18 protein-coding genes and 1 riboswitch are annotated in these 18,469 nt (G+C 69.4%); of the genes, 16 read left to right on the top strand and 2 right to left on the bottom strand.

Annotation, left to right across the window (positions count from 1 at the left end):
- Positions 1–37: 37 nt before the first annotated feature.
- From ACFO8M_RS16525 to ACFO8M_RS16470, 12 genes are all read left to right on the top strand, one after another.
- Positions 38–1,333, top strand: coding sequence for an ABC transporter substrate-binding protein (locus ACFO8M_RS16525; RefSeq protein WP_387977551.1), 1,296 nt, complete (start codon positions 38–40; stop codon positions 1,331–1,333).
- A 23-nt stretch (positions 1,334–1,356) separates the two neighbouring features.
- On the top strand, positions 1,357–2,346 hold the full coding sequence (locus tag ACFO8M_RS16520) for a carbohydrate ABC transporter permease (RefSeq protein WP_387977549.1): 990 nt from the start codon (positions 1,357–1,359) through the stop codon (positions 2,344–2,346).
- On the top strand, positions 2,343–3,263 hold the full coding sequence (locus ACFO8M_RS16515; RefSeq protein WP_387977547.1) for a carbohydrate ABC transporter permease: 921 nt from the start codon (positions 2,343–2,345) through the stop codon (positions 3,261–3,263). Before ACFO8M_RS16520 ends, ACFO8M_RS16515 begins: the two co-directional genes overlap by 4 nt.
- Positions 3,264–3,273: 10 nt before the next feature.
- Positions 3,274–3,873, top strand: coding sequence for a DUF624 domain-containing protein (locus ACFO8M_RS16510; protein ID WP_387977545.1), 600 nt, complete (start codon positions 3,274–3,276; stop codon positions 3,871–3,873).
- A gap of 372 nt (positions 3,874–4,245) precedes the next feature.
- A complete protein-coding gene (locus tag ACFO8M_RS16505) occupies positions 4,246–4,857 on the top strand; it encodes a CDP-alcohol phosphatidyltransferase family protein (RefSeq protein WP_387977543.1) in 612 nt (203 codons plus the stop codon).
- Positions 4,858–4,975: 118 nt separating this feature from the next.
- The gene (gcvH, locus tag ACFO8M_RS16500) at positions 4,976–5,353 is read left to right on the top strand and encodes a glycine cleavage system protein GcvH (RefSeq protein WP_387977541.1); all 378 of its coding nucleotides are present in this window, start codon (positions 4,976–4,978) and stop codon (positions 5,351–5,353) included.
- Positions 5,354–5,387: 34 nt separating this feature from the next.
- Positions 5,388–5,825 carry an FHA domain-containing protein gene (locus tag ACFO8M_RS16495; protein ID WP_387977539.1) on the top strand — a complete coding sequence of 146 codons (438 nt, stop codon included), beginning with the start codon at positions 5,388–5,390 and terminating at the stop codon, positions 5,823–5,825.
- A 135-nt stretch (positions 5,826–5,960) separates the two neighbouring features.
- A complete protein-coding gene (locus ACFO8M_RS16490; protein WP_387977537.1) occupies positions 5,961–6,431 on the top strand; it encodes a bifunctional nuclease family protein in 471 nt (156 codons plus the stop codon).
- 96 nt (positions 6,432–6,527) lie between these two features.
- Entirely contained in the window at positions 6,528–7,085 is a 558-nt protein-coding gene (locus ACFO8M_RS16485) for a MerR family transcriptional regulator (protein ID WP_387977535.1), read from the top strand.
- Positions 7,086–7,106: 21 nt separating this feature from the next.
- Positions 7,107–7,205: riboswitch (glycine riboswitch) on the top strand.
- A 77-nt stretch (positions 7,206–7,282) separates the two neighbouring features.
- The gene (gcvP, locus tag ACFO8M_RS16480; RefSeq protein WP_387977533.1) at positions 7,283–10,102 is read left to right on the top strand and encodes an aminomethyl-transferring glycine dehydrogenase; all 2,820 of its coding nucleotides are present in this window, start codon (positions 7,283–7,285) and stop codon (positions 10,100–10,102) included.
- An 89-nt stretch (positions 10,103–10,191) separates the two neighbouring features.
- A complete protein-coding gene (locus tag ACFO8M_RS16475) occupies positions 10,192–11,862 on the top strand; it encodes a VWA domain-containing protein (protein ID WP_387977532.1) in 1,671 nt (556 codons plus the stop codon).
- Between the two features lie 60 nt (positions 11,863–11,922).
- The gene (locus ACFO8M_RS16470) at positions 11,923–13,056 is read left to right on the top strand and encodes a chorismate-binding protein (RefSeq protein ID WP_387977530.1); all 1,134 of its coding nucleotides are present in this window, start codon (positions 11,923–11,925) and stop codon (positions 13,054–13,056) included.
- Positions 13,057–13,065: 9 nt separating this feature from the next.
- Here the strand turns inward: ACFO8M_RS16470 and ACFO8M_RS16465 are convergent, their stop codons facing one another.
- Positions 13,066–13,317 (bottom strand): hypothetical protein, encoded by a 252-nt coding sequence (locus ACFO8M_RS16465; protein WP_387977528.1) that lies wholly within the window; start codon positions 13,315–13,317, stop codon positions 13,066–13,068.
- 214 nt (positions 13,318–13,531) lie between these two features.
- On the opposite strand from ACFO8M_RS16465, the gene ACFO8M_RS16460 reads away from it, so the two are divergent.
- Entirely contained in the window at positions 13,532–13,906 is a 375-nt protein-coding gene (locus ACFO8M_RS16460; RefSeq protein ID WP_387977526.1) for an ankyrin repeat domain-containing protein, read from the top strand.
- Between the two features lies 1 nt (position 13,907).
- On the opposite strand, the gene ACFO8M_RS16455 is transcribed toward ACFO8M_RS16460, so the two are convergent.
- Complete coding sequence (locus tag ACFO8M_RS16455; RefSeq protein WP_387977524.1) at positions 13,908–14,834, bottom strand: LysR family transcriptional regulator; 927 nt, start codon at positions 14,832–14,834, stop codon at positions 13,908–13,910.
- Positions 14,835–14,911: 77 nt separating this feature from the next.
- Here ACFO8M_RS16455 and ACFO8M_RS16450 point away from each other — a divergent pair, with 77 nt between their 5' ends.
- From ACFO8M_RS16450 to ACFO8M_RS16440, 3 genes are read left to right on the top strand one after another with little or no spacing between them, the layout of a single operon-like run.
- On the top strand, positions 14,912–15,649 hold the full coding sequence (locus ACFO8M_RS16450) for a succinate dehydrogenase cytochrome b subunit (protein WP_387977522.1): 738 nt from the start codon (positions 14,912–14,914) through the stop codon (positions 15,647–15,649).
- Positions 15,650–15,656: 7 nt separating this feature from the next.
- Entirely contained in the window at positions 15,657–17,588 is a 1,932-nt protein-coding gene (locus ACFO8M_RS16445) for a fumarate reductase/succinate dehydrogenase flavoprotein subunit (protein ID WP_387977520.1), read from the top strand.
- Entirely contained in the window at positions 17,585–18,331 is a 747-nt protein-coding gene (locus ACFO8M_RS16440; RefSeq protein ID WP_387977519.1) for a succinate dehydrogenase/fumarate reductase iron-sulfur subunit, read from the top strand. Before ACFO8M_RS16445 ends, ACFO8M_RS16440 begins: the two co-directional genes overlap by 4 nt.
- Positions 18,332–18,469: the final 138 nt, after the last annotated feature.

The raw sequence follows: 18,469 nt of genomic DNA, 5'->3' as shown, positions 1-18,469 counted from the left end.
CAAGCGGGACCCCTCTTGAATGAAGGAGCAATCAACGATGATGCGCAACCCTCACGGCCTCCGGCGCCGTTCACTCCTCACCGGTGCTTCGGCCGCCGCGGTGCTCGCCGCGGCCGCGGCCTGCGGCGAGGACGGCCCTGCCGGCACTGCCGACGACCCGATCGAGATCAGCTTCGAATGGTGGGGCGACGACACTCGCGCCGAGATCACCAAAGAGGCCATCGCCCTGTTCGAAGAGAAGAACACCGGCATCAAGGTCCAGACGAACTTCGCGGACTTCCCGACGTTCTGGGAGGGCATGACCGGCCGCATGGCCTCGCGCGACCTGCCGGACGTGTTCCAGATGGACTACTCGCGGCTGCGTCAGTTCGGTTCCACCGGGCTGCTGCTGCCCCTCGAAGGGATCGTCAAGACCGACGACTTCCGCGAAGGCTTCCTCGAGACCGCCAAGCTCGACGGCCAGCTCATCGCCGTCCCGGCCGCGGGCAACACCCTCGGCCTGATCTACCGCTCGGACTGGTTCGAGGCGCACGGCGTCGCCGCGCCCGCTCCGGGCTACTCGTGGGACGCGTACGCGGCCGACATCGCGAAGGTCACCGCCGGTCTGGGCGAAGGCAAGTGGGGCGGCGGCGACTGGGCCGGCCAGTACCACTTCATGGAGCTGTGGCTGCGTCAGCAGGGCGGCAGCTTCTACACCGAGGACGGCAAGACCCTCGCGTTCGACCAGGCGAAACTCGCCGAATGGTGGCAGACCACGGCGGCTCTGTACGCCGCCGGGGACGTCCCGCCGGTCGCGACCACCGTCGAATGGGTCGAAGGCGGTCTCGTGCAGGACCTGCTCGCTTCCGAGATCGGCTGGGACAACTTCGTTCCCGGCATCTCGCCGACCGTGGAGGCCAACGGCGGCACGCTCGCGCTGGCCGCACCGCCGAGCCTGGACCCGGCGAACCTGGGCCTGTACCTGAAGCCGTCGATGCAGTTCGTGATCTCGGCCGCGACCGAGCAGGCCGAGGCCTCGGCGAAGCTCATCGACTTCCTGCTCGGCGACCCCGAGGCCATCAAGATCCTCGGCACCAGCCGCGGCATCCCGGCCACCAACGCCGGTCTGGAGAACGTCGAGCTCGACGCGGCTTCGCAGGCGGTCATCGACTACGAGGCGTCCGTCGCCGAGTACCTGACCACCCCGCCGCCGGCCCCGCCGGCCGCGACCGGCGCGATCGAGGTCAAGTTCGGTGAGCTGTATCAGCAGGTGCAGTACGGCGAGATGACTCCGGACGCCGCTGCCGAGCTGTTCTTCACCGAGGCCGCGACCCTGCTGGCCAACGAGCAGTAAACCCAGTTTAAGGAACCTTCACCGTGTCAGCTTCTCCCTCCACGACCGCGCCACCCGCGGCGAAAGGGGCCGGAGCGCCGCCCGCGGGCGGGAGCCGGGGTGCGGCCAAGCGCCGCACCCCGATCTCCCGCCGCGGCGAGCGGCTCGTCGGCTATACCTTCATGACCCCCTGGATCATCGGGTCGCTCGTCTTCACCGTCGGTCCGATGCTGTGGTCGCTGTACCTGTCGTTCACCGACTACCACCTGCTGCTGGGCGGCGAGTTCATCGGCCTGGAGAACTACACGGCGATGTTCGACGACCCGATGTTCGGTCGGGCCGTCAAGGTGACGCTTCTGTACGTGCTCCTGGCCGTGCCGCTCAAGCTCATCGCCTCTTTGGCGGTGGCGATGCTGCTGACGCAGTCGCGGCGGGGCATCGGGTTCTACCGGGCCGCGTTCTACATGCCTTCGCTCATCGCCATGAGTGTCGGCATCGCGATCGTCTGGAAGGCCCTGTTCGCCGGAGGCGGTCCGCAGGACCAGTTCATGTCCTGGTTCGGTTGGGACGGCGGCGGGTTCATCGGCAACCCGTCCGTGTCGATCCTCATGCTCGTCCTGTTGAGCGTGTGGACGTTCGGGGCGCCGATGGTCATCTTCATGGCCGGGCTCCTGCAGGTCCCGAACGAGCTTTATGAGGCCGCGGAAGTGGACGGGGCGGGCAAGTGGCATCGGTTCGTGCACATCACGATCCCGATGCTGTCCCCGGTGATCTTCTTCAACGTGCTCATGGAGACCGTGCACGCCTTCCAGCTGTTCGGGCCCGCGTTCATCATCGGCGGCACCGCCGGCGGACCGGCCTGGTCGACCCTGTTCTACACCGTCCGCATCTACGCGCTCGCGTTCGTGGACCTGCGGATGGGCTACGCCTCGGCGTGGGCGTGGATGCTCGTGCTCGCCGTCGGCGTGGTCACGCTGATCATGTTCCGCGCCGCCAAGAACCTCGTCTACTACGCGGGGGAGGACAACAAATGAGCGCCACCACGACTGGGCCAGATCACGGCTCGCAAGCGTCGCCGAGCGGGCCGCGCGTGATCGCGCGCAAGAAGCGCACACCGGCGGAGCGGGCCAAGTCCGTCATCTGGCATATCGCCCTGCTGGCGGTCCTCGTGGTCGTCCTGTACCCGGCGTTCTGGGTCCTGACCGCCTCGGTCAAACCCAACGCCGAGATCCTCACCAGCATCTCGCCGATCCCCACCTCGATCACCTGGGAGCATTTCGCCAGCGCCTTCGACGGCATGGCCGGGGTCCCGCTGTGGCGGTTCTTCTGGAACTCGTTCGTGATCGCGACGCTGTCGGTGCTGGGGATCCTCGCGTCGTGCTCGATCACGGCGTATGCGCTGGGGCGTCTGGAGTTCCCGGGGCGCAAGGCGATGTTCGCGGTGGTGATCGCGACGCTGCTGCTGCCCGGTCAGGTCATGTTGATCCCGCAGTACCTGATCTTCTCCGAGATGGACGTGGTGAACACGATCTTCCCTCTGGTGATCGGGAAGTTCCTGGGTCTGGACGCGTTCTTCGTGTTCATGTACGTGCAGTTCCTGCGGGGGATTCCGCGGGAGTTGGATCAGGCGGCGACGATCGACGGGGCCGGGCATTTCCGGATCTTCTTCTCGATCATGCTGCCGCTGCTGCGTCCGGCGATCGTGACCTCGTCGATCTTCACGTTCATCTGGTCGTGGAACGACTTCATGGGGCCGTTGATCTATCTGCATGAGATCGAGAAGTTCCCGCTGCCGCGGTTGCTGCAGTCGTACAACAACACTGAGGCGGTGTCGAACTACGGCGGGATGATGGCGATGACGTTGCTGTCGCTGGTTCCGGTGGTGCTGTTCTTCCTGGTGTTCCAGAAGTTCCTCATCAAGGGGATCGCGACGTCGGGTGTGAAGGGCTAGCGTGGCGTCCGTGGCTCGCAGGAGGCAGGCGTTCGGTGAGGGGTTCGCGCTCCTGGCCGAGTGCCTGCTGACGGGTGTGTGGTTCGCTCTGGCGGCGCTGCCGGTGGTGACGATCCCGGCGGCGCTGGCGGCTTCTTCGAGGCATGTGGCGGCCTATGTCGATGGTGACGCGGCGGGCTGGGGCGGGTTCTGGGCGGACTTCCGGGTCGCGTGGCGGCAGTCGTGGCGGGCCGGGCTGGTCTTGGTCGGTGCGGCGGTGCTGTTGGCGCTCAATCTGGTCGTGCTCGCCCAGGAGGGTGTGCCGGGGCGCGCGGGGTTCGCTCTGGCCACGGTCATTGTCGCCGGTGTGGCGGTGACGGTGCTGCTGCGGGCGGCCGCTGCCTGGGCGGTGGGGGAGCGGTGGCGTTCGCTGTGGTCCGTGGCGCTCGCTGAGACGCGGGAGGACGTGTCCGGTACGGGGATCCTTCTGGGCGGTGTGGCGGTTCTGGCGGCGTGCGCGTGGGCGCTGTGGTTGTTGGTGGTGCCGATGAGCGGGTGCCTGATCGGTGCCGCGGTGGCGGTGCGGCGGCGCCGGATCGCGCGCGTGGAAGCGGAGGGCCGCGGCCGCTAGCGCCCCTTTTGTCGTTGTGCAGCGCCCCCGAGCCGATCCGCGAGGACCGGCTCGGGGTTGTTTCCTGTCACGTTTTCGGGGTCCGGTGCGCACCCTGTGGCTCTCTTGAGGACTGACGGTGGTCGCTCCCAGCTCGGCCGATCGGACCCGACCGGGTTCATCGGCCCTGGAGGCGTGCCTGAAATTACGGGATACAGGTGTCGGAGCCTGCGGTTAGAATCCATGTACACCCACCGAACCGAACCGCATACGATCCGCTCGCCGCGCCGGCGGGCAAGAGGAGACCGACCCAGGGCACGCCTTCGTCGCGAGACTTGAGGTCCTGAACGACACGAGTCTCGATGAGACACGGGCCCCGCCGAGAGGACCGCCTTGAGCAAGCCAGCAGCAGCAGCGCCGCCCCAAGGCTGGGGCGTGTGGACGTGGCCGAACCTCGTCACGGCCGTCCGCCTGCTCGGCATTCCGCTGTTCTGCTACCTCCTGCTGGCCACCCAGTACTACTGGCAGGCCGCGATCGTCCTGGCCGTGGGCGGCGGCACCGACTGGGTCGACGGGCAGCTCGCGCGGCGCCTCAACCAGGTCTCCAAGCTCGGGCGCCTGCTCGACCCGTTCGTGGACCGGCTCTACATCCTCAGCTCGCTGCTGGTGCTCACGTTCATCGGGCTGCTGCCGTGGCTGTTCACGCTCGCCGTGCTCGCCCGGGAGGCGCTGCTGGTGTCGATCGTGATCGTCCTGCGCTGGCACGGGTTCGCGCCGCCGCAGGTGCATTTCCTCGGCAAGTGCGCCACGACGATCGTGTTCATGTCGTTCCCGGTGCTGGTCATAGCCGGTCTGGTGGACGACGCCGAGGCCTGGGCCGCGCCGTTCGGGTGGGCGCTGGCGTGGTGGGGTCTGGGCTTGTACTGGCTCGCGGCCCTGGTCTACCTCCGGCAGGCGGCCGGGCTGCTGCGCGAGGGGCGTCCGCAGCCGACCGTCGCCGCGTGAGCGGCCGGGGGGATCGTCACGAGCCGCGGCCCCGCCGCACGAGCCCGGTGCCCGGGCGATACGGTCATGATCGTCCGACCCGCTCAAAGTGGCGGGGTTTCCATGAGGGGAGCGCCAGGTGATTCCGGAGCAAATGCGTTACACCGCGGAGCACGAGTGGGTCGAGGAGCGCGACGGCAATGTCGTGCGCATCGGCATCACCGAATTCGCGCAGAACGCGCTCGGTGACGTCGTATACGTCCAGCTTCCGGAAGCAGGCACCGAGGTTCGGGCAGGTGACGTGGTCGGCGAAGTCGAGTCGACCAAGAGCGTCTCCGACGTGTACGCTCCGTTGACCGGTAAGATTCTTGCACGCAATGATGAATTGTCGGAATCTCCGGAATTGGTGAACAGCGACCCCTATGCGGCGGGCTGGATGTTCGACATCGAAGTCGAGGATGCCGGCGCGCTCACTGCTTTGCTCGACGCCGGTGCGTATGCGAAGCTTACGGAGTGACCAGAGGGTCCAGACTTGTAGAAGGTGGCAATCCATGACGCGTTCGAATGACGAGTTCCCTCCGCCGGATGTGACGGCCACGATGAACTTGTCCGCTCTCCAAGAGAGCGGCGAGGTCGACGCGGAGATGAACGCCGCGAACCTGGCGAGCTCCCTGCCGGCGGGAACCGCGTTGCTGCTCGTGCGCCGTGGACCGAATGCCGGTGCGCGCTTCCTGCTCAACCAGGAGGTAACGACTTCCGGGCGGCATCCTGATTCCGATATCTTCCTCGACGACGTGACCGTCTCGCGGCGCCACGCCGAATTCCACCGCGACGCGTCCGGTTTCACCGTCCGCGACGTCGGCAGCCTCAACGGCACGTATGTCAACCGCGAACGCGTGGAGACCGCTGGACTCGGCAATGGCGACGAGGTCCAGATCGGCAAGTTCCGCCTCGTGTTCGTCAGCGGCCCCAAACTGGCCGTGGCCTGACCCTGCCCGCTCTCCACCCCCGGCGATCGCCCAGCGGACGCCGATGACGAGTAGGCTGAAAGTCTCAAGGACCCGCCCGGGGTCAACCCGGTGCGGGTCCGATTCAGGAACACGGCACCCGTTGGAGGCGAACCGGTGCGGATGATGACCGTAGTCGGGGTCCGCGTGGAACTCCCGAGCAATCAGCCGGTGGTCCTGCTCAAAGAGACCGACGGCAACCGGTACCTGCCGATCTGGATCGGCACGGTCGAGGCCGCCGCCATCGCCTACCAGCAGCAGGACGTGCAGCTCTCCCGTCCGCTCACCCACGACCTCATGCGCGACGTCCTGGACGCCCTCGACGTCACCCTCACCTCGGTCGAGATCACCGAACTGCGCGACACCGTGTACTTCGCCGAGCTCGTCCTCGACGGCCGCACGCGCGTCTCCTCCCGCTCCTCCGACGCGATCGCGATCGCGCTGCGGGCCGAGGCCCCGATCTGGTGCGCCGACGCCGTCCTCGACGAGGCCGGCGTGGTCCTGCCCGACACCCAAGAGGACGAAGTGGAGAAGTTCCGCGAGTTCCTCGAAGAGGTCACGCCCGAGGACTTCGGCGAGAGCCAATAACCCCCGCGACCTGCCCGAGCATTTCTCTCGTTCAGCCCATGGTGGAGGGTGCGGCGGTTACGCTCACCTTCAAAACAAGGCCGAGCGGAGGAAGCCATGGACGCCCACACCGAACCCACGAGCCGACCCGCCGTGCCCCCCAGCCAGATTCGCGGCTGGCGAGGCTCCGCCGCCTGCCGGGTCGTCGGCATCTCCTACCGCCAGCTCGACTACTGGGCCCGCACCGGACTGGTCGAACCGAGCATCCGCCGCGCCTCCGGCTCGGGGTCGAACCGCCTTTACTCCTTCAGGGACATCATCGTCCTCAAGGTCATCAAGCGGCTCCTGGACGCCGGCGTCTCCCTCCAGAACATCCGCAAAGCCGTCGAGGCCCTCCGCAGCCGCGGCGTGAAAGACCTCGCCGAGATCACCCTCATGTCCGACGGCTCGACGGTCTACGAATGCCGCTCCGCCGGCGAGGTCATCGACCTGCTGCGCGGCGGCCAAGGCGTCTTCGGCATCGCCGTGCGCACCACGGTCACCGAAGTCATGGGCCGCCTCGCCACCCTCCCCGGGGAAGCCCCGGTCAAGGCACCGACCCGCCTCCACCCGCCCGAGCAGACGCAGGGACGCCACACCGGGACCGTGCCCGGTCGCCGACGCACCGCTTCCTGACCTACCATGGCCGCAGAGCCGCAAAACCGGGCGGGAGAGACCGTGGGCCACACGCGCCACGGCACCGAAGGGGCAAGACCCTCACTTCAAACTCTCAGGTACCAGGACCGCCAGGCACAGGCCGCTCTGAAGCCGGTGCAATACGGTCGGTGACAGACGAGGGGATGCCCGTGTCGTCCCATGTCACCGGAGGTACCGTGACCGACCATTCCTTCGCCGCCCGCCACATCGGCACCAGCACCGCCGATCAGGACGCCATGCTCAAAGCCGTCGGCCAACCCAGCCTCGACGCGCTCATGGACGCCTGCATGCCCGCCCTCATCCGCTCCAGGGACGGACTCGGGCTCCCGCAGGCGGTCACCGAGACCGAGGCCCAGGCCGAACTCGCCGCACTCGCCGCCCAGAACCGGCCCATGCGCAACATGATCGGCCTCGGCTACTACGGCACCCACACCCCGGCCGTCATCCGCCGCAACGTCCTGGAGAACCCCTCCTGGTACACCGCGTACACGCCCTACCAGGCCGAGATCTCCCAGGGCCGCCTCGAAGCGCTCCTGAACTTCCAGACCATGTGCGCCGACCTCACCGGCCTGCCCGTCGCCGGCGCCAGCCTCCTCGACGAGGCCACCGCCGCCGCCGAAGCCATGCTCCTCGCCAGGCGTGCCGCTAAGAAGACCACGGGCGACGTGTTCGCCGTCGACGCCCGCGTCCTCCCGCAGACCCTCGCCGTCCTCCAGACCCGCGCCGAACCGCTCGGCATCGACCTCGTCGTCACCGACCTCGCCACCGAACCCGTCCCGGCCGGCGCCTTCGGCGTCCTCCTGCAATACCCCGGCGCCGACGGATCGATCCTGGACTGGACCGCCGTCACCGAAGCCGCCCACCAGCAGGGCGCGATCGTCGCCGTCGCCGCCGACCTCCTCGCCCTCACCCTCCTGACAGCCCCCGGCGAATTCGGCGCCGACATCGCCGTCGGCTCCACCCAGCGCCTCGGCATGCCCATGGGCTTCGGCGGACCCCACGCCGGATACATGGCCGTCCGCGACGCCCTCCAGCGGCAACTGCCCGGGCGCCTGGTCGGCGTCTCCCGCGACTCCGCCGACGCCCCCGCCCTGCGCCTCGCCCTGCAAGCCCGAGAGCAGCACATCCGCCGCGAGAAGGCCACCAGCAACATCTGCACCGCCCAAGTGCTCCCGGCCGTCATCGCCGCCTCCTACGCCGTCTGGCACGGCCCCGAAGGCCTGCGCGGCATCGCCGAGCACGCCGCCGGCTGCGCCGCGCGCCTCGCCGCGTCCCTCATGGCCGACGGCGTCGCCGTCCTCGAACAGGACTTCTTCGACACCGTCATCGTCAGCGCCGGCGACCGCACCGACACCGTCATCGCCACCGCCGCCGCGGGCGGCGTCAACCTCCGCCGCGCGAGCGACCGCACCATCGCCATCGCCTGCGACGAGACCACCACCGAAGCCGACCTGCGGATCGTCTGCGACGCCTTCGGCGTCCGCCTCTACGGGCCGGGCCCCAACGCCATCCCGGCGGCACTGCGACGCGAATCGGCGTACCTGACCCACCCCGTGTTCTCGTCGCACCACTCCGAGACCGCGATGATGCGCTACCTCAAACGCCTCGCCGACATGGACTACGGCCTCGACCGCGGCATGATCCCGCTCGGCTCCTGCACCATGAAACTCAACGCCGCCGCCGAGATGGAACCCATCTCCTGGCCCCGTTTCGCCGACATCCACCCACTCGCCCCCGCCGACCAGACCCGCGGCTGGCAACTCCTCATCGACCAGCTCGAACGCTGGCTCGCCGACGTCTGCGGCTACGCCGCCGTCTCCGTCCAACCCAACGCCGGATCCCAAGGCGAACTCGCCGGACTCCTCGCCATCCGCGCCTGGCAGCACGACCGAGGCGAAACCGACCGCGACGTCTGCCTCATCCCCGCCAGCGCCCACGGCACCAACGCCGCCTCCGCCGTCCTCGCCGGCATGCGCGTGGTCGTCGTCGCCTGCGACGACGCCGGGAACATCGACCTGACCGACCTCGACGCCAAGATCAACGCCCACGCCGACCGGCTCGCGGCGATCATGGTCACCTACCCGTCCACGCACGGGGTGTACGAGGCCACGATCGTCGAGGTGTGCGCGAAGATCCACGACGCCGGCGGGCAGGTGTACGTCGACGGCGCCAACCTGAACGCGCTCCTGGGCTGGGCCAAGCCCGGCCGGTTCGGCGCCGACGTGTCGCACCTGAACCTGCACAAGACGTTCTGCATCCCGCACGGCGGCGGCGGCCCCGGTGTCGGCCCGGTCGCGGTCGCCGAGCACTTGGTGCCGTTCCTGCCCTCCGACCCGATGGCGGCCGCACCGGGCCCGGTCGGCCCTGTCTCGCAGGCGCGGTGGGGATCGGCCGGGATCCTGCAGATCCCGTGGATGTACCTGCGGATGATGGGCTCCGCCGGCGTCACCGCGGCGACGGCCGCGGCCGTCCTGGCCGCGAACTACGTGGCCGCGCGGCTGCGCGAGCACTACCCGGTGCTGTACGCCGGATCGCACGGCCTCGTCGCGCACGAATGCATCCTGGACCTCCGGGAGTTGACGAAGCGGTCCGGCGTCACGGTGGAAGACGTGGCCAAGCGTCTGATCGACTACGGGTTCCACGCCCCGACCATGTCGTTCCCGGTCGCCGGGACCCTCATGGTGGAGCCGACCGAATCCGAGGACCTGGCCGAACTCGACCGGTTCTGCGAAGCGATGATCGCCATCCGCGGCGAGATCGAAGCGGTCGCGGACGGTGAAGTCGCGGTGGAGGACTCGGCGCTGCGCGCCGCCCCGCACACCGCCGCCGTCGCCACCGCCGACGCCTGGGACCGGGCCTACACGCGGACCGAAGCGGCCTGGCCCGCCGGCGTCGGTACCGCAAAATACTGGCCGCCGGTGGGTCGCATCGACAATGCGTGGGGAGACCGGAACCTGGCGTGCACGTGCCCGCCGATCGAGGCCTTCGGGGAGTAGCCGAACGCGGGCCCCGCTCACCACAGTGGGCGGGGCCTGATCTAAGGGCTTTACACTGGGCGCCGACGATCCCCCCAGGAGTGAAGCTGATGGTTTTCGGTACCACGCACAAGGTGAAGACGCACCGTCTCGGGCGGCGCCGCAAAAAGGGCGGCAACCGCATGGTGGTGGCCCCCTGGATCGTGATCACTCTGGTGTGCGTACTGGTCGCGGCCGGTCTGACCTGGGGCTTCGTGGCGCTCATGCGGGCGGGCTGCTCCGGGGCGGTGTACCGGGTGAGCATCGCGGTCGCACCGAGCGTCTTCGGCACCCTCGAAGACGCCGCCCTGGAATGGGAGGCCACCGAGCCCGAGGCCTCCAACGGGCAGTGCATCGGCGCGGAGATCCGCGAGGTCACGGCCGCCGACGCGTCGCGGGGGATCAGCGGGGGCTGGGATGAGAAGGTGTTGGGGCCGCTCCCGATCGCGTGGGTCCCCGACTCGCAGGCCTGGGTGTCCTGGAAGGCCGCCGACGACGCCACCGCCGGATACGTCGCCGCCGACCCGCTCGTCCTCGGCAAAGCCGCCTCAGTGCTGGCCGTCCCGGCCTCGAAAGCGGCCGAACTCGGCTGGGACGCCACGCCACCGGCCTGGACCGACGTGCTCACGGCCGCGCAGAACGGCACCGTCGCGCTCGCCGCCGCCGACCCCCGCGCCTCGACCGAAGGCCTCGTCTCGATGCTCAACGCCACCGGTGACGGCGCGGGCGGCTTCTCCGAGGACGCCATGGCCGCCTGGAACGGCGCGATCGCGGCCGGCACCGTCCTGCCCGACGCCGACGAACAACTCGAGGCCTACAACACCGACCCCGACCCCACCCAGGTGATCACCGCCCTGGACTACCAAGTCGAGGACTTCAACACCGTGAACGAGCCCGCCGACCCCCTCGTGCCGATCACCCCCGCCGGCCCCAGCGTGGACGCCGTCGCGACCTACCTCGTCCTCGGCGGCGGCTGGGTCTCCGATTCGGATGCCGCCATCGCCGAAGCGTTCGGCGATCACCTCAAGACCGCCGTCGACTCCGGGGCGTTCGAGGACTCCGAACTCCAAGCGGTCGAGGACCCCGCGGCCGCGCTGGCCCAGACCACCCCGGACACCGTCGGTGCGACGGTGAAATCCTGGAATGTCGGCCGCGAGGCCCTGCACGTCCTGTTCCTGATCGACCGGTCCGCGACCAGCGACAGCGAAACGGTCGAATACGGCGGCGAATCCCTCACCGCCGGGGATGCCGCAGTGCGCGCCGCCGTCGACACCGTCGAAGGCATGGACCCGACCTATCAGGCGGGGATGTGGGAGTACGGCGTCGGCGCCGACGGCGACCAGCCCTACCGCGAGGTCACCGACATGGCGGAGCTGTCCGACGACAACCGCGACGGCCTGATCCAGGACCTCCTGGCGGCCTCCGAGAACAGCTACGAAGGCAGTGCGCCCCTGTACGACACGCTCGTGGCGGCCTACACGTACATGAACGAGCAGTCCGCCGACGGCGCCTTGAACGTGATCGTGGTGCTCACCAACAGCAGCCAGGACCAGTCGAGCAGCGGGACGGCCGAAGAGACCGCCACCGCGCTCACCGGGCTCGGCGGGTCCACCACGGTGTACACGGTCGGGTTCGGCGAGACCGACCCCGCGAATCTCACGACCCTCGCCACGGCCACCGGCGGCGCCTACATCGCAGCGCCGGCCGACGGCGGCGTCCTCGAAGCGATCGGCGGCTCCTGAACCACGTGAAGTGAGCCACAGATTTCGGGCCCTCCGGTCCGTCTGCGCGACACTTGACGCATGTCGATCTTCCGCGCCGTCCGCCCCGCCCCTCCGGGCGCGGATCCGGCGTGCCAGGCGCGGCTGGTCGAAGTCGACCGCCTCGAATGGCGCATCGGCGACGGCGGCGATCCCGCCGCGCTCGCCGCGGCGTTCACCGCCCGCCACACCGGCCCCCACAGCGCTGACGACGGTTCGCCGTGCGGGGTGGCCGTGCTCATCTCCGCGGCAGCCGGGGCCGTCATGGTCGGCGGCGCCACCGGCGCACCGAGTCCGGTCCCCGCCGTCCCCGACCTCGCGCTCGTCGCCTACGCGCACGGCCCCGCACCCGAACCCGAACCCTTCGGGGCGTTCACCGTCGGGCCCTGGCAGGCCTCCTGGTCGCCAGAAGACCACGCCAAAGCGATCGTCGCCGTCCAAGAAGCCATCGCCCGCGGCCAGGTGTACGTGGCCAACGTCGTGGGCCACCGCCGCGCCGCCTGGTCCGGCGACCCCGCCGCACTCGCCGCCGCAGCCGCCGGCGTCACCGGCGCCACCTGGGGCGGCATCCTCTCCGGCGAGGACTGGCTCGTCGCCTCCGGCTCACCCGAATGCTTCCTCACCGCCGACCGGGTCAGCGCCGCGACCTACCCGATCAAAGGCACCGCACCGGCCACAGAGGAAGGACGGGCGGCGCTGCTGGACTCGGTCAAAGAACGCGCCGAACACGTCATGATCGTCGACCTCGAACGCAACGACCTCGCCCAAGTCGCCGTCCCGGGCTCCGTCAAGGTCAAGGACCTGTTCCACATCGGCCGCTGGGCCGACCTGTGGCAGGCCGAATCCACCGTCACCGCCGACCTCGAACCCGGGACCGGCTTCGCCGACCTCCTGCGGGCCATGTGCCCGCCCGGGTCGGTCACCGGCGCACCGAAACTCGCCGTCCTCGACCTCGTCGGCGGCCTGGAGCCGGTCGGCCGCGGCCCCGCCATGGGCGCGTTCGGCTACATCAGCGGCGACACGGTGGCATTGGGCGTCACCATCCGCACCGTCGCCCTCGACGCCGACCACGCCCACATCTGGTCCGGCGGCGGCATCACCTGGCGCTCCGAACCCGAAGCGGAAGTGGCCGAAGCCGAAGCGAAAGCCGCCGGCGTCGCCGCCGTCCTCCGCTGAGCGCGCAGGTCAGCCGCGCGAGGCCCGCCAGATCGCGAGCGTCTGCTCCTTCGCCGTCTCCCGCAGCGCATCAGGCCACTCGGCCCGGTACAACCGCAACCGCGGTGTCGAGGAATCGAGCTCGACCACGCAGCCGAGCGCCATGGGCGGATCGGGATGGACGCGACGGAGCCAGACCGTCCCGGCGTTGCCGTCGTCCCCGCTCACTTGGATAGTGCGATGTTCCAATTGGAACTGCCCTAGGATTTTCGGCTCGCTCATGCCCGAGTCCTCACCGTTTGTGTCCCACCGTTGTCGGGCGGCGCGGCATCGAAGTGTCAGCGACGCGGCCGCGGTCCCGCATCAATCTTTCCCACCCCTGCGCAGCCGTGTCAATACCCGATCCGACACCTGCGAGGGTGAACTCCACCAGAATCGATCCATTGCGGAGCGCCGCACCGATCGGACGCGTCACCTGTTCGGGTGTGTCAAGCTGGTGGGCGTGAGCGACGAGAAGGAATTCAACGACATTGCCGAGGCCGCATTCGACCTGGCCCGCACCGGCGAGACCGAGCGGCTGCTCCGCTTCGTCGAAACCGGACTCCCCGTCGACCTGGTCAACGGCTCAGGCGCCTCCCTGCTGATGCTGGCCGCTTATCACGGGCACGCCGACACCGCCCGCGCCCTCATCAAGGCCGGCGCCGATGTGGACAAACGCAACGACCGCGAGCAGTCCCCGCTGGCCGGCGCGGTCTTCAAGAACTTCGGCGACGTCGTCACCGTGCTCCTCGACGCCGGCGCCGACCCCGACGCCGGCACCCCTTCGGCCCGCCAGATCGCCGCCATGTTCGACCGCGACACGTTCAAGTGACTCAAAGGGCCTGCATGCCCTGTGGGAGCCGACCCCAGGCGTGCAGGTCCGTCAAATGCGACTCCAGGGACTCGGCGAACGCCCCCGCGGCCTTCGTCAACGGCGCCTCCCGCCTGGCCGCGAGCGCGATCGTGCGACTCGCCCCCGGCGGGGCGAGGGGGGTCGCCCGCAGGCCCGGCCGCCCGGCCGCGATCATCGCCGGCAGCAACGCGATCCCCAGCCCCGCCTCCACCAGCGACGCCACCGCGTCGGTCGCGCCCCCGTCCACGCCCGTGCGCGGCGAGAACCCCGCCCGCTCGCACGTCGTGATCGTCAGGTCCCGCAGGTCGTAGCCGTGCGCGGGCAGCACGAACGCCTGCTCCCGCAACTGCGCCAACCCGATGAACCCCTGCCGCGTCAACGGCGGCAGATGCGCCGCCGACGCCACCACCAGGGCCTCCGACAGCAGCGGCTGCACCGTCAACCCGGTCGCGTCGGCCTTGTCGCCGATCGTGAACGCCAGATCGAGGTCCCCGGCGGTCAACCGGTCCGTCAACGGCCCCGAACCGTCCTCGGTCAACGTCACCGTCACCCCCGGATGCGCCTCCAGGTACCGGGTCAGGAGCGGCGCGATCAGCCACGAGCACAGACTCGGCGTCGCCCCCAGCCGCAGGTGCCCCGCCCGCACCGCCAGCACGTCGTCGATGTCCGACCGCGCCGCCGTCACCGCGGTCGTGATCCGCCGCGCGTGCGGCAGCAGCGTCTGGCCCGCGTCCGTCAACTCGATCCGGCCCCGCGCACGCGTGAACAGCGGCGCGCCGAGCTCGGTTTCGAGCGCCTGGATCTGCTTGCTCAATGACGGTTGTGTCACACCCAGTTCTTCCGCCGCATGGGTGAAATGCCGGGTTTGTGCGACAGCGAGAAAGGCCTCAAGTTGCTGCGGACGCATCTTCATAACGTAACGGCATGGAATACGGACCCGCCATGAATTGGACCCGTGAGCCCCATCGCGTCTAGCCTCTGGACGTGTCTACGGATCTGCAATCACGCCCCGCCGCAAGGCCGGACAAACGCACCCGAGCGCCCCAGGCGCCCTGGCGTTCCAACATCGGCCTCAAGATCGCCATGGCCGCCTCCGGCATCCTCCTCGTGCTCTTCCTCGTCGCCCACATGGCCGGCAACCTGCACGTGTTCGAGGGCCGCGAGGAGATGAACGAGTACGCCCACGGCCTGCGCACCCTCGGACAGCCCCTGCTGCCCCACGAGAGCATCCTCTGGGTCCTGCGCATCGGCCTCATCGCCTGCGCCGCCGTCCACATCTGGTCCGCAGTCGTCCTCACCCGCCGCGCCCTGGCCGCCCGCCCCGTGCGCTACGCGTCCAAGAAGCCCGCCAAGGGCGAATCGCGCCACGCCGTCGCCACCATGCGCTGGGGCGCCGTCGTCGTCTTCCTCTTCATCATCTGGCACCTGTTGGACCTGACCTTCCGCACGGTCAACCCCGTCAAGGACACGCCCGACGCCTACGGCGCGGTCATCGCCACGTTCAGCCCCGAGCGCTGGCCGGTCACCGTGTTCTACCTGCTGGCCCTCTTCGCCCTGTTCTTCCACCTGCGCCACGGCATCTGGTCGGCCGTGCAGACCATCGCGGGCCCGGACTCGAAGTGGCGCAAGCGCACCCAGGCGATCGGCCTGGCCGTCGCCCTCATCGTCGTCTTGGGGTTCGCCATCGTCCCCATCTCGGTCACGTTCGGACTGGTGAGCTGATATGAGCATGGACTACTACCGCGAGGGCGAACCCGCCCTCGACACCAAGGCCCCCGCGGGGCCCATCAGTGAACGCTGGGAGAAGCGCCGCTTCTCCGGGCGCCTGGTCAACCCCGCCAACCGCCGCAAGCTCCGCGTCATCGTCGTCGGCACCGGCCTCGCTGGCGCCTCCGCCGCCGCGACGCTCGGCGAGCTGGGCTACCGGGTCGCGAACTACTGCTTCCAGGACTCGGCCCGCCGCGCCCACTCCATCGCCGCGCAGGGCGGCATCAACGCCGCGAAGAACTACCGCAACGACGGCGACAGCGTCCACCGCCTGTTCTACGACACCGTCAAGGGCGGCGACTTCCGCTCCCGCGAGTCGAACGTGCACCGCCTCGCCGAGGTCTCGACCGAGATCATCGACCAGTGCGTCGCCCAGGGCGTGCCCTTCGCCCGCGAATACGGCGGCCTGCTCGACAACCGCTCCTTCGGCGGCGCGCAGGTCTCGCGCACGTTCTACGCCCGCGGCCAGACCGGCCAGCAGCTCCTGCTCGGCGCCTACCAGGCCCTGCAGCGCCAGGTCGCGGCCGGCACGGTGGACCTGCACACCCGCCACGAGATGCTCGAACTGATCATCGTCGAGGGCAAGGCCCGCGGCATCGTCGTGCGCGACCTGGTCACCGGCGAGATCTCCACCGAGCTCGCCGACGCCGTCGTCCTCGCCACCGGCGGGTACGGGAATGTGTACTTCCTGTCGACGAACGCCATGGGCTGCAACGTCACCGCCGGCTGGAGGGCGCACCGCAAGGGCGCCTACTTCGCCAACCCCTGCTACACGCAGATCCACCCCACCTGCATCCCGCAGTCGGGCGACCACCAGTCGAAGCTCACCCTCATGTCCGAGAGCCTGCGCAACGACGGCCGCGTCTGGGTGCCCAAGCAGCGCGGCGACGACCGCCACCCCGCGGACATCCCCGAGGACGAACGCGACTACTACCTGGAGCGCCGTTACCCGGCGTTCGGGAACCTGGTGCCGCGCGACATCGCCTCGCGTGCGGCCAAAGTGGTCTGCGACGAGGGCCACGGGGTCGGCCCCGGCGGGCTCGGCGTGTACCTGGACTTCGCCGGCGCCATCGAACGCCTCGGCAAGAAGGCCGTGGAAGCCAAGTACGGCAACCTGTTCGACATGTACGAGCGGATCACCGGCGAGAACCCGTACGAGCGCCCCATGCGCATCTACCCGGCCGTGCACTACACCATGGGCGGCCTGTGGGTCGACTACGACCTGTCCTCGAACATCCCCGGCCTGTTCGTGACCGGCGAGGCGAACTTCTCCGACCACGGCGCCAACCGCCTGGGCGCCTCGGCGCTCATGCAGGGCCTGTCCGACGGCTACTTCGTGCTGCCCAACACGATCTCGGACTACCTCGCCGACGGCCCGTTCGAGAAGGTCGAGGAAGACCACGAGGCGGTGGTGGCCGCCCGCAAGGAGGTCGACGACCGCATCGCGTTCTTCCTGAACAACGACGGCGACCGCACCGTGGACTCCTTCCACCGCGAACTGGGCAAGATCATGTGGGAGTACTGCGGGATGGAACGCACCGACGAGGGCCTGCGCAAGGCCATCGGGCTCATCCGCGACCTCAAGGACGAGTTCTACAAGCGCGTCAAGGTCACCGGCGGCGCCGAGGAGCTCAACCAGCAGCTGGAGAAGGCCGGGCGCGTCGCGGACTTCTTCGAACTGGGCGAGCTGATGTGCATCGACGCCCTGCACCGCACCGAGTCCTGCGGCGGGCACTTCCGCGCCGAGTCGCAGACCGACGAGGGCGAGGCCAAGCGCGACGACGACAACTTCTCGTACGTCGCCGCCTGGGAGTTCGGGGGCGACGAGCCCATCCTCCACAAAGAAGCCCTCGAGTTCGAATACGTGCACCCCACCCAACGGAGCTACAAGTGAAGCTGTCTCTGCGAATCTGGCGTCAGCCCGACGCCGCCGCCAAGGGCAAGATGGTGTCCTACGAGATCGACGAGGTCTCCGAGGACGCCTCGTTCCTGGAGATGCTCGACGTCCTCAACGAGCGCCTCATCAGCGAGGGTGAAGACCCGGTCGCGTTCGACCACGACTGCCGCGAGGGCATCTGCGGCGCGTGCTCGCTGGTGATCGACGGGCAGCCGCACGGCCCGCAGGCCGCGACCACGACCTGCCAGCTGCACATGCGCAAGTTCAAGGACGGCGACGCGATCGACATCGAGCCGTGGCGGGCCGGGGCGTTCCCGGTCGTCAAGGACCTCGTCGTCGACCGCTCCGCGTTCGACAAGATCATCCAGGCCGGCGGCTACATCTCCGCGCCGACCGGGACCGCGCCCGACGCGCACGCCGTGCCGATCGCGAAGCAGGACGCCGACGCCGCGTTCAGCGCCGCCGAATGCATCGGCTGCGGCGCCTGCGTCGCCGCCTGCCCCAACGGCTCGGGCATGCTCTTCATGGGCGCCAAGGTGACCCACCTGAGCCTGATGCCGCAGGGCCAGCCCGAGCGGGCCACCCGCGTGCTCGGCATGGTCGCCGCCCACGACGAGGCCGGCTTCGGCGGGTGCACCAACACCGGCGAATGCGCCGCCGCGTGCCCCAAGGAGATCGGGCTCGACGTCATCGGCAAGCTCAACCGCGACTTCCGCAAGGCCGCGGTCCGCGCCGCATAGCACCGAACGCGAAGAAGCCCCCCGGCGCTGCCGGGGGGCTTCTCGTTTCTCCTGCCCCGCGTGAGCGGGGAGACCCAAGGTGGAATACGCCCCACGTGAGTGGATCAATGCCGCCCCATGTAAACAACGACCCGGGCG

Source organism: Glycomyces rhizosphaerae (genome assembly GCF_042647865.1).
GTDB lineage: Bacteria > Actinomycetota > Actinomycetes > Mycobacteriales > Micromonosporaceae > Glycomyces > Glycomyces rhizosphaerae.
This window is presented reverse-complemented; position numbering and strand designations above follow the sequence as displayed.

What these genes read in the sequence shown, in the direction of transcription:
- ACFO8M_RS16525 (WP_387977551.1), top strand. Translation starts at nt 38, where the DNA reads ATGATGCGCAACCCTCACGGCCTCCGGCGCCGTTCACTCCTCACCGGT.
- ACFO8M_RS16515 (WP_387977547.1), top strand. Translation starts at nt 2,343, where the DNA reads ATGAGCGCCACCACGACTGGGCCAGATCACGGCTCGCAAGCGTCGCCG.
- ACFO8M_RS16495 (WP_387977539.1), top strand. Translation starts at nt 5,388, where the DNA reads ATGACGCGTTCGAATGACGAGTTCCCTCCGCCGGATGTGACGGCCACG.
- ACFO8M_RS16485 (WP_387977535.1), top strand. Translation starts at nt 6,528, where the DNA reads ATGGACGCCCACACCGAACCCACGAGCCGACCCGCCGTGCCCCCCAGC.
- ACFO8M_RS16475 (WP_387977532.1), top strand. Translation starts at nt 10,192, where the DNA reads ATGGTTTTCGGTACCACGCACAAGGTGAAGACGCACCGTCTCGGGCGG.
- ACFO8M_RS16470 (WP_387977530.1), top strand. Translation starts at nt 11,923, where the DNA reads ATGTCGATCTTCCGCGCCGTCCGCCCCGCCCCTCCGGGCGCGGATCCG.
- ACFO8M_RS16465 (WP_387977528.1), bottom strand. Translation starts at nt 13,317, where the DNA reads ATGAGCGAGCCGAAAATCCTAGGGCAGTTCCAATTGGAACATCGCACT.
- ACFO8M_RS16455 (WP_387977524.1), bottom strand. Translation starts at nt 14,834, where the DNA reads ATGCGTCCGCAGCAACTTGAGGCCTTTCTCGCTGTCGCACAAACCCGG.
- ACFO8M_RS16445 (WP_387977520.1), top strand. Translation starts at nt 15,657, where the DNA reads ATGGACTACTACCGCGAGGGCGAACCCGCCCTCGACACCAAGGCCCCC.